Genomic DNA, 14,474 nt, shown 5'->3' with positions numbered 1-14,474 from the left:
GGTCGGCTATCTTTTTAAGGAAGACACCAGACCCTGCTGGCCGGCCAGAATAACGGCGTGCATGGCCGACTGGGCCTCTTCGGCGGAGCCGGCGGCGATCGCGCGAACGATCGCCCGGTGGTTCTGCACGAATTCGGCCGCCTCGTCCGGATTGCGCTCCCGGATATCCGACTTGAACAACGAGAAAAGGGCTGCCTGCACCAGATCTCCGAGCGATTGCAGAAACCGGTTGCCGGAGAGTTTCAGCACGGCCTTGTGGAATTCCAGGTCCGCGACGGCAATGGCCGCCCGGTCATTGCCCGTCTCCATGTCATCGACCAGCTTGAACAGGCGGGTGCAGTCCTCCTCCGTGGCCCGCTCCGCAGCGCGTCCCGCAGCCGCCGGTTCGAAAATCAGGCGGATCTCGAAAAGCTCGTCCAGGAACGGCCCGGCGTTTTTCAGCGCCGCGTGCCAGCGCAGCACGTCCGGATCGAACATGTTCCACTGTTCGGCGGGCCGCACATGGGTGCCGACCTTGGCCTTGGACTGGATCAGCCCCTTGGCGATCAGGGTCTTCTTCGCCTCGCGAACCACCGTCCGGGAGACGTCGAACATTTCCGAAATGTCCGGATCGAGCGGGATCATGGTCTCGGGCGGGTACTCGCCTGCCACGATGGCCCGACCCAGCTGTTCCACGACATGAGCTGTGTGATTGCCGATCCGGCTGCCAAGCCCACCCGAGGCGACGAAGGTCATGATTGCGCGGCGAAATCGATCGCTGGTTTTCTGCGCACTGTCGTTGCCCAAGTCAGTCCCTTCTGCAGCAGGATAAATGCGAACAGCAGACCTCCGATCACGATCTTGGTCCACCAGCTCGACAATGTCCCGTCAAACACGATGTAGGTTTGTATCAACCCCATTATCAAAATGCCAAAGAAAGTGCCTGCGACGAAACCGGTTCCCCCGGTCAAGAGCGTACCGCCGATCACCACCGCCGCGATGGCGTCCAGTTCGACGCCGACAGTCGCCAGCGAATAGCCGGCCGATGTGTAGAGCGAGAACACGATCCCTGCGAGACCCGCCAGCCCGCCGGAAATGGCATAGATGCTGACGGTGGTCCGCGCCAGCGGTACCCCCATCAGCCGCGCCGTCGCCGGGCCGCCGCCCATGGCATAGATGTTCTGGCCGAGCCTGGTCCGGTGGGCAACGATGGCGCCGACCACGAATGTCAGGATCATGATTCCGCCGATCAGGCGAAACCGTCCGCCGCCCGGCGCCTTCCAGTAGAGCGACTGGAGCGTGTCATAGAATTCGTGGGTGATCGGTACGCTGTCCGTCGACAGCACATAGGCCGCCCCGCGGGCCAGGAACATGCCCGCCAGCGTGACGATGAAGGGTGGCATCTCCAGGTAATGGATGATCGCCCCCATCCCCGCACCGAAGGACACGGTGATCACCAGTACCAGGGCAAAGGCGACGATCGGATGGATCGACGTGTCCCGGAGGATGACCGCCAGGAACACGCCGGTAAACGCGATGACCGACCCGACCGACAGGTCAATGCCGCCGGACAGGATGACGAAGGTCATGCCCACCGCCGTGATCCCGAGAAAGGCGTTGTCGGTCAGAAGATTGGACACCACCCGCGTGGACAGCATGGCAGGAAACTGCCAGGCACACAGGGTGTAGGCGAGAAGAAACGTGGCGACTGTCACCGCGAGCGGAAGATGGGTCGTACGGATCATTGCGTGCTTTCTTTCAGCTCTTTCGGTGTCTCGGGCGGCACGATGGGCTGGGCTGAGGCGCGGATGATGTAGAGCGCGTGTTTCACTGTCGGCGACTGGATGACCAGGATCGCGATGATGATCAGCGCCTTGATCACCAGGTTGAATTCCGGCCGCATTCCCGAAAGCAGAATGACGGAATTCACCGACTGGATGATCAGTGCACCCAGCAGCGAGGCGATGATGGAGAACCGTCCCCCCAGCAGGGAATTGCCACCGATAACGACGGCGAGGATGGCGTCGAGTTCCAGCCACAACCCCGCGTTGTTGGCGTCCGCCCCCTTGATGTCGGCCGCCACGATCACGCCCGCGAGCGCCGCGCAGAAGCCGGAAATCAGGTAGACGCAGACGAGCAACACGCGGCTGTTGATGCCCGCCAGGCGCGACGAGCCTTCGTTGATGCCGATGGCCTCGATCAGCATGCCAAGCGCCGTGCGCCTGACAATGGCCGTAACGGCAAGACCAAGGCCGAGCCAGATCAGGATCGGTGTCGGAATGCCCGCAACAGTCCCGGCGCCGAGCTGGATCAGGCCCGGATTGACGAAGGTCAGGATTGTGCCCTCGGTAATGAGCTGCGCGATCCCCCGACCGGCGACCATGAGCACCAGGGTCGCGACGATCGGCTGGATACGAAGCACCGCAACCAGTACCCCGTTCCACAGGCCGCACAGGCAACCGACGGCCAGCGCCCCGATGAGCGCCGTGCCCCAGCCGTGCCCGTCGACGACGAGCGAGGCGGCAACGGCTCCGGCAATCGCCATCACCGCGCCGACGGAAAGGTCGATCCCCCGTGTGGCGATGACGAGGGTCATGCCGATGCACAGCAGCGCCGTCGGCGCGCCCCGGTTCAGGACGTCGATCAGATTGCCGAACAGCCGGCCGTGCTGGAACTTGATGCTGAAGAAGTCCGGGAACACCAGGAAATTGAGCAGGAGCACCACTGCCAGAATGAGAAGCTGCGGTGTCGTTCGCTTGAGAGTGGAACGCAGGATCTGAGGCATCAGGCGGGCTCCCCAACCGTTTCGTCGGCGATCGCCCGCACGATATTCGCTGTCGTGATCTCCTTGCCCCGAAGCTCCCGCACGTGGCGGCGGTCGCGCAACACGATCACCCGCGTGGAATAGGCGACCAGTTCCTCCAGCTCCGACGAAGCGACCAGAAGCGCCATGCCGTTTTCGCGCAGTTTCTCGATCAGGGCGATGATTTCCGCATGGGCGCCGACATCGATGCCGCGGGTCGGTTCGTCCAGGATCAGGAAGTCCGGGTTGGTCGCCAGCCAGCGCGCCAGAAGCGCCTTTTGCTGATTACCGCCCGACAGCAGCCGGATCGGCATATCGGGGCTTGCCAGCCGGATGTCGAGCGCCTTGATATAGGCCTCGACCAGCTCATTCACCTTGGCCCGCTGCAGCGGACGGAACCAGCCCTGGCGCGCCTGCAGGGCCAGGATGATATTCTCGCGCACCGACAGGTCGCCGACGATCCCGTCCGTCTTCCGGTCTTCCGGGCACAGCCCGAAGCGATGCCCGATCGCAGCCCGCGGATTGCCGAGGCCGATCTTCTTGTCTCGCAGCAAGACCGATCCCTGATCCGCCTGGACGGCGCCGAAAATCAGGTTCGCGGTTTCCGTCCGCCCGGATCCCAGAAGACCGGCAAGACCCACGACCTCGCCTTCGCGGATTTCCAGATCGAAGGGGTCGATCATGCCGCGGCGGCCGAAGTCGCGCAGTTGCAGAAGGGTCTTGCCGGCTTCGGCGGGAGCCCGGTCACGGATCCGGCTTTCCAACTGCCGGCCCAGCATCATGGTCACGATGTCCGTCTGGGACGCCTCCGCAAGCATGCGCGTACCGACCACCCGTCCGTTGCGCAAGACGGTAGCCCGGTCGGAAATCGCGAACACCTGATCCAGGAAATGGGTGATGAAGACGATCGCAAGCCCCCGTTCCCTGAGTTTCCGGATGACCGAGAACAGAAGGTCCACCTCGTCGTGATCGAGGCTCGCCGTCGGCTCGTCGAGGATCAGGACCTTGCCCGACAGGGCAACGGCGCGCGCGATCGCGACCACCTGCTGGACGGCGACGGAATAGGACGAAAGCGGTTCGTCCGGATTGATCGACAGGCCGAATTCCGCAAGCGTCTCGCGCGCCATGTCGCGCATCCGGCGTGGCGAAATGAAGCCGCGCCGCGTCGGCTGGCGGCCGAGAAACAGATTTTCGGCAACAGTCAGGTTGGGGAGCAGATTGACTTCCTGATAGACGGTGCCGATGCCCAGTTCCTGGCTGGCCTTGGTGCTTTGCGGAGCGATCTCCTCGCCGTCCAGCCGGATTGTTCCGCCGTCGCGTCGGTACGCCCCGGTCAGGCATTTGATCAACGTCGACTTGCCCGCCCCGTTTTCGCCCAGAAGCGCATGAACTTCGCCGGGATAAAGTTCCAGTTCCACCTCATCCAGTGCGATGGCGCCGGGAAAGAATTTCGAAATGCCCGTGCAGTGAAGCACCGGGCGCATGTCCTCAGCCATATATCGGGCTCCCCCCGAGGGCTTGCTCACCCCCAATTGTCGGTGCCGGGCGGTCTCCCGCCGCCCGGCACGTCCGCTGGATCAGTATCCCAGGTTCTTTTTATTCTCGTAGATGGCCTTATTATCATCTTCGGCCGTGTAGAGCCTGGATTCGGTCTGAATCCACTTGGGAGGAACGGTACCGTCCTTGAGATAGGCCTCGAGCACGTCGAAGGCCGGTCCCGCCATGTTCGGTGTCAGCTCGATTGTGGCATTGGCTTCGCCGTTGGCAATCGCCAGGTGCATGTCCGGCACGGCATCGATCGCGACGATTTTGATATCCTCGCCCGGCTTCAGGCCGGCTTCCTTGATCGCCTGAATGGCGCCGACGGCCATGTCGTCGTTATGGGCGTAGAGTGCACAGATGTTCTTGCCGCCGTCCTCTGCCTTGAGGAAGCTTTCCATCACGACCTTGCCCTGACTGCGGGTGAAATCGCCGGTCTGGCTGCGGATGATCTTCAGATTGTCATGTCCCGCGATGGCGTCGCCAAAGCCCTTCTTGCGGTCGATTGCCGGAGACGACCCGGTCGTGCCCTGCAGTTCGACGATGTTGCACTGTTTGCCGTTCATGGTATCGACGAGCCACTGACCGGCGACGTTGCCTTCGTGAACCAGATCGGACGTCACGGCGGTCATGTAGAGATCCTTCGGCGCATCGACCGTCCGGTCGAGAAGCAGCACCGGAATTTCGGCATCCTTGGCTTCCTCCAGAACCTCGTCCCAGCCGGTTGCAACCACCGGCGCCAGCAGGATGGCGTCGACACCCTGGGCGATGAACGACCGGATCGCCTTGATCTGGTTTTCCTGTTTCTGCTGGGCGTCCGCGAATTTCAGATTGATACCGCGCTTTTCGGCTTCCTGCTTGGTCACCGTCGTTTCGGCGGCGCGCCAACCGGATTCCGATCCGATCTGCGAAAAGCCGACCGTCATGTCCGCCGCCATCGAAGCGGCCGGGGCAAGCGCCATCACGCTCGCTATGAGCAATGCCTTGAGTTTCATCGTTTTCCTCCACGAGAGATTATAATTCTCACAATCGTTATTAAGTAATACTTTATGACTTTTGTAAAGGGGAGGCGAAGTCAAAATCGCCTTTAATTGCAAGGAGTTTTGCGGTTTTTGAGCCATGATTCGACCAGCCGAAAAAACGGGAATGCCGGCCGCAAGCCGCGCTCGGCTGCACCGGTCTTCCCGTGTCTTCTTTTCCGGTCCGAAGAACCGGCGGACACACTTCAAAGTCTTCCCTGCGGGCGGCTGATACCGCCCGGCCTATCCCAGATCCGCCGGCAGCAACGCGTCCGGCATGTTCTGATAACAGACGGGGCGCAGGAAACGTCGGATGGCGAGTGTGCCGACCGACGTTGCGCCGAAATTGGTCGAGGCCGGATAGGGTCCGCCATGCACCATGGCATCGCAGACTTCCACGCCGGTCGGGAACCCGTTCGTCAGGATGCGGCCCGCCTTGCGCTCCAGCACCGGCATCAGCGCCTTCGCTTCGTCCATGTCCGCATCGTCCATATGAATCGTAGAGGTCAGCTGCCCCTGCAGAGAACGGGCGATCGCCTGCATCTGGATGAAACCGGACACGGTGACGATGATGCCGAGCGGGCCGAAGACCTCTTCACCGAGCACATGGTTGTCGAGCCAGTCCTCTCCGGATACGCGATAAAGATAGGGCGTCGCGTTGCGCAGGTCGCAGGTGGACGTCATGAGTTCCCGGACCCCGGCTGTCTTCGCCACCTGATCGCGGCCCTTGCGATAGGCATCGGCAATGCCGTCGGTCAGCATGGTCTGAGCATTGACGGCTGCAAGCGCCGCGGTGGCTTGAGTGGAAAACACCTCCGCATCGTCTCCATCGATCGCCACGACAATCCCCGGATTGGTGCAGAACTGGCCTGCGCCCATGGTCAGCGACCCGGCCCAGCCCTTGGCGATCTCCGCCCCGCGGCTCTTCAGGGCATGGGGCATCAGGAACATCGGGTTGACAGACCCGAGCTCGCCGAAAAACGGGATCGGCGTCGGGCGTGCGGCACACAGATCGAACAGCGCGCGTCCGGCCCGCAGGGAACCGGTAAAGCCGACGGCCTGGATGAGAGGATGTTTCACCAGCGCTTCACCGACCTCGATGCCGTTGGACTGGATCAGCGAAAACACGCCGGGATGAACGCCGCATGTCTTGATGGCCGCATCGATCGCCTGGGCGACGATTTCCGCCGTGCCCGGATGGGCGGGATGCCCCTTGACCACCACCGGACAACCGGCCGCAAGGGCAGACGCCGTATCGCCGCCGGCGGTCGAAAACGCCAGCGGGAAATTGGAGGCGCCGAAGACAGCGACCGGACCGACCGGTCGCTGGACCATTTTGAGGTCCGGGCGCGGCAGCGGCTGGCGGTCCGGCAGGGCCTCGTCATGGCGCTTGTCGAGATAGTCGCCTTTGAGGATATGGGACGCAAACAGACGCAACTGACCGGTCGTCCGGCCGCGCTCGCCATTCAGGCGTGCCTCCGGCAAGCCGGTCTCCTGGGTGCCGATCTCGGTAATGGCGTCGCCACGGGCCTCGATCTCGTCGGCAATCGCATTGAGGAAGGCCGCTCGGCTTTCCCGCGACGAATAGCCGAAGGACCAGAACGCCTCTTCCGCGCCGGTCACCGCCGCATCCACATCGGCCGCCGTTCCGACCGAAAAGGCGCGGGCCGTCCCATGCGCAGGCTGCGAGGTGAAGGTTTCATCGCTTCCGGTCCAGTTGCCGGCAATGAGATGTTTTCCTGTCAGCATGTGATGCCTTTCATTCCGAGTGTTGGATTTCGTGGCGAAGTTGAAACGCCGCATCCGGGCGCCCCTTGAAATCGCCGTCGATGACGAAGGTATATCCGGCGCCGGGATCGGCCGCGCGCGAGGCGCCCGAATATCCCTGCCAGGCGGACGTGACGAGCATACGGTCAAGATCCGGCCCCATGAAACAGGGACAGCTGGTTTGGGCCGCCGGCACCTCGAAGGTTTGCACGAGTGACCCGTCCGGCGCAAAGCCGGAAACCGACCCTCCGCCCCAGGCCGCGTTCCACAAGACCCCGTCCGCATCGATGACCGATCCGTCGAAACTTCCGCCCAGGGGCAGATCCTTTTCGCTCAGGTGAAGCTCCGGTTCACCGGTCGGCAAACCGGTCACCGGATCGAGGGCCACGCGCCAGACCGTGTTGAGCGCGGTATCGGCAAAATACCCGGTCCGGCCGTCGGGGGAAAAACAGATCGAGTTCGGGATCGAAATGTCGCTAAAGAGCCGGCGCAGCTCCCTGCCGTCGAACCAGTAGATGCTGCCGGCCTGGTGTTCGGCGCGCTTGCCCATGGTGCCGATCCAAAGCCGGCCGGAGGGGTGAACCCGGCCGTCATTGGACCGGGTGATGGCGTTGTCCGCTTCCATTGCCGCGAGCAGGTCCAGCCGTCCGCTTGCCATGGTCCTGAGATAGAGCCCGTCTTCCATGGCCAGCAGTTGGCGTGTCCCGTCGACGGGCGCAATCACGCTGCCCATGCGCGGCAGGTCGTGAACCCGCGACCGATTTTCGGCGAAATGGTATTCGACCAGTTTCCGGCCGACGATATCGAACCACCAGGCCGTGTCGGTTGCCCGATCGTAATACGGCCCCTCGCCGAGCTCGCAGCACTCGGCGGTCAGTTTCTGCGTTATCGCTCGGGCCATGGTCATCACGGTCGTCAACTTCCCTTTTGCGCGTCTACTTGCCCCAGGACAGCGCCATAACATCCAGATCGCGGGCGAGCTGGAGGAGACGGGTTCTGGTGCGGTCGGACATGGGCTTCAGCGGGTGGCGCACGGCATCGCTGCCGATCACGCCGCCCTCCTTGAAGATCACCTTGGCGGCCCGAAGACCGCACTGGCGGTTCTCGTGGTTGATCAGCGGCAGGCAGGTCTGCCACTGCGCGAGGGCCGCATCGAGATTGCCGGCCCGGTGCGCGATCACGATCGGGCGGATCTTTTCCGGGAACATCGCCGACGTCATGGTGCCGGTTGCGCCCGCGTCGAGATCGGCCAGCAGCGTGACCGCTTCCTCTCCGTCGAAAGGCCCCTTGATATGATCACCGGCCACATCGATCAGGGCCGCCAGCTTGTCGGCGGCAAACGGGCATTCGATCTTGAAATAGGACACCTGCTCCAGCTCCCGCGCCAGACGGGCCAGCAGATCCACCGACAGGTTGACGCCGGATAGCGGCGCGTCCTGCACCATGATCGGAATCGACACGGCGTTGTTGACCGCTTCGAAATGTTCGAAAATCCCCTGCGGCGCCGGAAACAGTCCCGAGCCGTGATAGGGCGGCATCATCATCAGCATGGCCGCACCCATGGCCTGCGCATCCCGTGCCCGGCGCACGACGATGTCGGTACAGAAGTGGCTGATGGTCACGATCACCGGCACCCGTCCGGCCGCATGTTCCAGGCTGAGACGCATCAGCAGCGCGCGTTCCTCGTCGGAAAGCAGGAACTGCTCCGAGTAATTCGCAAGGATGCAGATGGCGTCGACGCCCTGGTCGATCATGCAGTCGATCACCCGGCGCATGCCGTCTTCATCGACACGGCCATCGTCGTGAAACGGAGTTGGCGCAACCGGCAGGATCCCGGCAAGAACATCGCTCATGTCATTCAATCTCCAGAAAACTTCAAAATAGCCGCGTCATAGGCGGCCACGATCTCACGCGCCTTTGCTGCAACCGCGTCCGGCATATCGCCGGGCTTGTAAAGGGCGGTGCCGATGCCGAAACCGGCGGCACCTGCCTCCAGCCATTCGGAAAAATTCGAGGCCGACGCCCCGCCGACCGCATAGACATCGATGGCTTGAGGCAACACTGCCTTCAGGGCCTTCAAACCATCCGGACCGGCAAGGGATGCCGGAAACAGCTTGACTGCCTTCGCCCCTGCGCCAATGGCCGCAAAACACTCGGTGGGGGTGAACACGCCCGGCATGGACGCCATGGACAGCGCCACCGTCCGAGCGATCACGTCCCGGTCGCAATTGGGGGAGACGACGAGCTTTCCGCCCGCGTCCAGCACCCGGTCGACATCCACCGGAGCGATCACCGTCCCCGCCCCGATCAGGGCATCATTGCCATAGGTCTTTGCAAGCCGGGCGATACTTTCGAATGGGTCAGGCGAATTGAGCGGCACCTCGATCATCGTGATGCCGGCCTCCAGCAGGACGGCCCCGATATCCAGAGCCTCATCGGGCGTAATCCCGCGCAGGATGGCGACAAGCTTCCGGGTCATGACTGGATCTCCAGCATTGCCGCACGGGCCTGTTTCAGACCGGCCAGCGTCAGGGCTTCCGCATCTTGCCGTACCGGGCGCGCACCCGCCGTCTTAAGAGCCGTGGCATAGGCATCAATCAAGGAACCGCTGCCGACGATATGAACGGGTTTCGCGTCCCACTGCGGCCGCGTTGCCGCCAGTTCCGCGCCGATCAGCAAACCGGACAGGCGGGAGCGTGCCGCGGCACCGTCCGACCGTCCAACAAGACCGGAAGCCCGGATTGCAAACAATGCGCCGGTCAGTCCCGCTGGATCGGCCAGCATGTCCTCGACAGCCTTTGCGAAGGCCGCCGCGTTTTCGCCCTCCGGGGCAATCGAATGGCGCAGGATCGAATGGCCGGCGATCACGGAAAACAGCTCGCCCGTCATGAAGGTCCGGAAACCGGCAATCCGCCCGCCTTCGAGACGAACCCACTTGCTGTGCGTCCCCGGCAGGCAGACGGTCGCGTCCAGCGGACCAAGGTTTGCGGCCAGCCCTGCAAGCTGGGTCTCCTCGCCGCGCATGACATCCGCCGGGTCCAACTGGCATACGCCGGGAAGGATGTGGACAGACAGCCTCGCGTCCCTCGTCGGAACGCGGATCATCTCGCCCTCAGGAACAGCGGCACAGGGTGCCACCCGGTAGGCGGCTTCCTTCCAGCCCTGCTTCGCCCCGGCCATGCCGCAGACGATCACCGGCACGGAGCGGACCGCCGTCTCCGGCAGCCAGGTCCGGATGTGGGCCATCAGAACCGGCTCATAGTCGGCAGGTGCAAGACCGCCCATTCCCTCCTGGGACACGGCCTTCGCAAGCACGTCTCCGTCGCGTCCGAGCGCCCAGACACGTAGGGAACTGGTGCCCCAATCGACCGCGATCCAGTCCGTTCCGGTTATGGAGGAGCTACCGGCCATGGTCTCACTCGATGAAGGGTTCGACGGTGACGCGCCGGCCAAGCAGGAAGGCATCCGCCACATGCATCAACGGAGAGAGATCCATATCGATCTCGCCGGTGCGCACCAGTTCCGCCATGCGGGCATAGAGGCGCGGGTATTCGCCGGCCAGTGGATTGCCCTCTTCATGGACTTCCGCCTGAACAATGTCGTCGATGGCAAGTTTAGCGCCGCCATCCGCCAGAACGAGGCAGCCGTCGTCCGTCTCGATCGAAATCGTCCAGATCTGTTCGCCCTCCTGCCGGAAATCGAACACCGCCGTGACCTCGGCACCGTCCGGATGGGCAAAGGTCAGGTCCGCCGCAATCGGGGTTTCGCAGTTTTCGGGAAAGAACAGCTCGGCTGCGGAGAGATGCACCGGCACGGGCAGGATTTCCGTCACGATGGAAAGTGCGTTGATGCCCGGATCGAACACGCCAAGGCCGCCCGCCTTCCAGATCCAGAGCTGGCCCGGATGCCAGCGGCGGACATCCTCCTTCCAGGTCACGGTCAGGCTGCGCAGGCGCCGGGTCGAAAGCCAGGCCTTGGCGGCCGCCACCTGGGCGGCCTCGCGCGAATGCCAGGTCGCGTAGATCGAAACGCCCGCGTCCCGTGCCATCGCCTCCAGCGTCCGGCATTCCGACAGGGTTGCGCCCGGCGGCTTTTCCAGCATCACATGACGCCCGGCCCGGAGCGCTTCGGCCGCAAAGTCGAAGCGGGGGACCGGCGGCAGGCACAGGGAGACGACCTCGATGTCGGGACGCTCTCTCAGCAGCGCGGAAAAATCCCTGTAGCTTTCCACGCCTTCGACGGTCCCTTCACGAGAGCAGGTCGCAGCCAGATCCCACTCCGCAGACGCATTGATCGTCGGAACGTGCTGATCGAGGGCGATCTTTCCAATCCCGACAAGGGCAATTTTATTGGCCATCAGTGGGAATCCTTTCCAACCGGTGCGCCGCGGCAACCATTGAGGAAATCGAGGTCCGCGCCCGTGTCAGCGCCCTGCACATGGGCCTGATGCAGCCAGGCATAACCGGACGGCGCCTGATCCGCCGGCGGCACCCATGCCGCCAGCCGTTCGACCAGTTCCTCATCCGAGATGTCGACATGAAGCCGGCGCGCTTCAACGTCGAGTTCGATCATGTCGCCGTCGCGGATCACCGCGAGCGGACCGCCCGCGGCAGCTTCAGGCGAGGTATGCAGGACGACGGTGCCATAGGCTGTTCCGGACATCCGCGCATCGGAAATGCGCACCATGTCGGTGATGCCTTTTTTCAGAACCTTCGGCGGCAGGCCCATGTTGCCGACCTCCGCCATGCCCGGATAGCCCTTCGGCCCGCAGTTCTTCAACACCATGACGCAGGTCTCGTCGATATCGAGCGCGTCGTCGTTGATCCGCGCCTTGTAGTCGTCGATGTCCTCGAACACCACGGCCCGGCCCCGATGCTTCATCAGATGCGGCGACGACGCCGACGGCTTGATCACCGCCCCCTTCGGCGCGAGGTTGCCCTTCAGCACCGCGATCCCGCCATGCTGCGTCAGCGCCTTTTCCAGCGGCAGGATGACATCCTCGTTGTGATTGACCGCGTTCTTCACCTCGTCCCAGATCGCCCCGCCGGAAACGGTCAGCGCATCCTTGTGCAGCATGCCGGCATCTCCAAGCCGCTTGAGGACGACCGGCAGGCCGCCGGCATAGAAGAATTCCTCCATCAGGTATTCGCCCGACGGCATCAGGTTGACGATGGTCGCCACGTCGCGGCCGAGGCGGTCCCAATCGTCCAGCGTCAGATCGATGCCGACACGGCCGGCGATCGCCAGCAGATGGATGACCGCATTGGTGGAGCCGCCGATCGCGCCATTGGTGCGGATGGCATTCTCGAACGCCTGCCGGGTCATGACGTCGGACGGTTTCAGGTCGTCCTTGACCATCTGCACAATCCGCCGGCCCGACATCTGCGCCATCACCCGGCGGCGGCTGTCGACAGCCGGGATCGCCGCATTCCCGGAAAGCGCCATGCCCAGCGCCTCCGCCATGGACGCCATGGTGCTGGCCGTGCCCATGGTGTTGCAGGTGCCCGACGACCGCGACATGGACGCCTCGGCTTCCAGGAAGTCATCCTGCGTCATTTCCCCGGCCTTCACCGCTTCGGAGAACTTCCAGAGATGGGTACCGGAACCGACGCGCTCGCCGCGAAAATAGCCGTTGAGCATCGGTCCGCCCGTGACGACGATCGACGGCAGGTCGGTGGAGGCCGCGGCCATCAGCAGGGACGGTGTGGTCTTGTCGCAGCCGACCAGCAGCACGGCGCCGTCGATCGGCTGGCCGCGCATGGCCTCTTCCACCGCCATGGCTGCCAGATTACGGAACATCATCGCCGTCGGCCGGTAGGTGTTTTCCGACGCGGAGAACGCGGGCACCTCGACCGGAAACCCGCCGGCCTCCCAGACGCCAGCCTTCACCTTTTCGGCAAGTTCGCGCAGGTGGCCGTTGCAGGGCGTCAGGTCCGACCAGGTGTTGAGGATGCCGATCACCGGACGTCCGTCGAACAGGTCGTGCGGATAGCCCTGGTTCTTCATCCAGCCGCGATGGTAGATGACGTCGCGCGAGGTCCCGCCATACCATTCCTGCGAGCGCAGCTTGCGCGGCCATTGTGCCGGCTTGAAACTCATGTGATCACCCTTGAGGGTCTGCGGCAGCGGCGTCGCCCGAGCATCGGGCGACGGTCACCGTCAGCCCTGTTTCTGTTTGTTGTAGACGTCGAAGAAAACGGCGGCGAGCAGCACCAGCCCCTTGATGACCTGCTGGTAGTCGATGCCGATCCCCATGATGGACATGCCGTTGTTCATCACGCCCATGATGAAGGCGCCGACCACCGCGCCGACGATCTTGCCGACCCCGCCGGACATGGAGGCCCCGCCGATGAAGACGGCGGCGATCACGTCCAGCTCGACCGCGAACCCGGCCTTGGGCGTTGCCGTGTTCAGGCGCGCCGCGAAGATCAGGCCGGCAAGGGCTGCGAGCATGCCCATGTTGACGAAGGCCAGAAAGGTCAGCCGTTCCGTCTTGATGCCCGAGAGCTTGGCCGCCTTTTCGTTTCCGCCGAGCGCATAGATCCTTCGGCCGAGCGTCGTGTTCTCCGTGACGAAGGCATAGATCACCGTGAGCAGGACCATGGAGATCAGCACGTTCGGCAGCCCGCGGAAGGTCGACAGCTTGTAGGCGATGAACAGCAGCGCACCGGCGACGATGACATTGCGGACGAAGAAGAACGCCGGTGGCTCCAGCTCCATGCCGTAGCGCCGGTTATGAGCCCGGTCGCGCACGCCCAGCCAGAGGATCAGGGCAACGGCAACGAGACCCGCGGCAAGCGCGGTGCCGTTAGGACGCCCGATGCCGAAAATGTCCGGAATGAACCCGGTGGACAGCAGCTGGAAGTTTTTCGGGAACGGACCGACCGACTGGCCCTCAAGCAGCCACAGCGACAGGCCGCGGAAGACCAGCATGCCAGCCAGTGTCACGATGAAAGAGGGAATTTTCCAGTAGGCGACGAAATAGCCCTGCGCCGCGCCGATGGCCATCCCCACGATCAGGCAGGCCGGAATGGCCATGTAGACCGGCAAGTGCATTTCCACGATCATCACCGCGGCGAGCGCACCGATGAAGCCCATCACCGAGCCGACCGACAGGTCGATGTTGCCCGACACGATGACAACCAGCATGCCCAGCGCCATGATGATGATGTAGCTGTTCTGCAGGAACAGGTTGGTGATGTTGACCGGGCGCAGAAGCGTCCCGTCGGTGACGATCTGGAAGAACGCCATGATGGCGATCAGCGCGAACAGCAGTCCGTATTCGCGCAGATGCTTCGCCAGATAAGCACCAATCCCGTTTCCCGTCCCGGTATGGCCCTCGGCGGCCTGTGCCGTTTCCATCCGTT

At 63.4% G+C, this 14,474-nt stretch carries 13 protein-coding genes; all 13 read right to left on the bottom strand.

Going from position 1 to position 14,474, the window contains the following annotated elements; translation table 11 throughout:
• Positions 1-6 precede the first annotated feature (6 nt).
• Positions 7-735 carry a FadR/GntR family transcriptional regulator gene (locus tag ACN0SO_RS19055; protein WP_417680312.1) on the bottom strand — a complete coding sequence of 243 codons (729 nt, stop codon included), beginning with the start codon at positions 733-735 and terminating at the stop codon, positions 7-9.
• Positions 732-1,721 carry a galactofuranose ABC transporter, permease protein YjfF gene (gene yjfF / locus ACN0SO_RS19050; protein WP_417680425.1) on the bottom strand — a complete coding sequence of 330 codons (990 nt, stop codon included), beginning with the start codon at positions 1,719-1,721 and terminating at the stop codon, positions 732-734. Before yjfF ends, ACN0SO_RS19055 begins: the two co-directional genes overlap by 4 nt.
• Positions 1,721-2,764, bottom strand: a complete 1,044-nt coding sequence (locus ACN0SO_RS19045; protein ID WP_417680311.1) for an ABC transporter permease — start codon at positions 2,762-2,764, stop codon at positions 1,721-1,723. Before ACN0SO_RS19045 ends, yjfF begins: the two co-directional genes overlap by 1 nt.
• Positions 2,764-4,278 carry a sugar ABC transporter ATP-binding protein gene (locus tag ACN0SO_RS19040; protein WP_417680310.1) on the bottom strand — a complete coding sequence of 505 codons (1,515 nt, stop codon included), beginning with the start codon at positions 4,276-4,278 and terminating at the stop codon, positions 2,764-2,766. Before ACN0SO_RS19040 ends, ACN0SO_RS19045 begins: the two co-directional genes overlap by 1 nt.
• Before the next feature lie 81 nt (positions 4,279-4,359).
• Positions 4,360-5,316, bottom strand: a complete 957-nt coding sequence (ytfQ, locus tag ACN0SO_RS19035) for a galactofuranose ABC transporter, galactofuranose-binding protein YtfQ (protein ID WP_417680309.1) — start codon at positions 5,314-5,316, stop codon at positions 4,360-4,362.
• 267 nt (positions 5,317-5,583) lie between these two features.
• On the bottom strand, positions 5,584-7,089 hold the full coding sequence (locus ACN0SO_RS19030; protein WP_417680308.1) for an aldehyde dehydrogenase (NADP(+)): 1,506 nt from the start codon (positions 7,087-7,089) through the stop codon (positions 5,584-5,586).
• A gap of 10 nt (positions 7,090-7,099) precedes the next feature.
• On the bottom strand, positions 7,100-8,008 hold the full coding sequence (locus ACN0SO_RS19025) for an SMP-30/gluconolactonase/LRE family protein (protein ID WP_417680424.1): 909 nt from the start codon (positions 8,006-8,008) through the stop codon (positions 7,100-7,102).
• Between the two features lie 34 nt (positions 8,009-8,042).
• Positions 8,043-8,960, bottom strand: a complete 918-nt coding sequence (locus ACN0SO_RS19020; RefSeq protein WP_417680307.1) for a dihydrodipicolinate synthase family protein — start codon at positions 8,958-8,960, stop codon at positions 8,043-8,045.
• 5 nt (positions 8,961-8,965) lie between these two features.
• Entirely contained in the window at positions 8,966-9,586 is a 621-nt protein-coding gene (locus ACN0SO_RS19015) for a 2-dehydro-3-deoxy-6-phosphogalactonate aldolase (RefSeq protein WP_417680306.1), read from the bottom strand.
• On the bottom strand, positions 9,583-10,518 hold the full coding sequence (locus ACN0SO_RS19010; RefSeq protein WP_417680305.1) for a 2-dehydro-3-deoxygalactonokinase: 936 nt from the start codon (positions 10,516-10,518) through the stop codon (positions 9,583-9,585). The genes ACN0SO_RS19015 and ACN0SO_RS19010 overlap by 4 nt, the downstream gene beginning before the upstream one ends.
• Positions 10,519-10,522: 4 nt before the next feature.
• On the bottom strand, positions 10,523-11,464 hold the full coding sequence (locus tag ACN0SO_RS19005) for a Gfo/Idh/MocA family protein (protein WP_417680304.1): 942 nt from the start codon (positions 11,462-11,464) through the stop codon (positions 10,523-10,525).
• Complete coding sequence (gene araD, locus ACN0SO_RS19000) at positions 11,464-13,206, bottom strand: L-arabinonate dehydratase (protein ID WP_417680303.1); 1,743 nt, start codon at positions 13,204-13,206, stop codon at positions 11,464-11,466. The genes ACN0SO_RS19005 and araD overlap by 1 nt, the downstream gene beginning before the upstream one ends.
• Before the next feature lie 60 nt (positions 13,207-13,266).
• Complete coding sequence (mmsB, locus tag ACN0SO_RS18995; protein WP_417680302.1) at positions 13,267-14,469, bottom strand: multiple monosaccharide ABC transporter permease; 1,203 nt, start codon at positions 14,467-14,469, stop codon at positions 13,267-13,269.
• Positions 14,470-14,474 lie beyond the last annotated feature (5 nt).

Origin of the sequence: Roseibium sp. (assembly GCF_048260565.1) — a bacterium.
GTDB lineage: Bacteria > Pseudomonadota > Alphaproteobacteria > Rhizobiales > Stappiaceae > Roseibium.
This window is presented reverse-complemented; position numbering and strand designations above follow the sequence as displayed.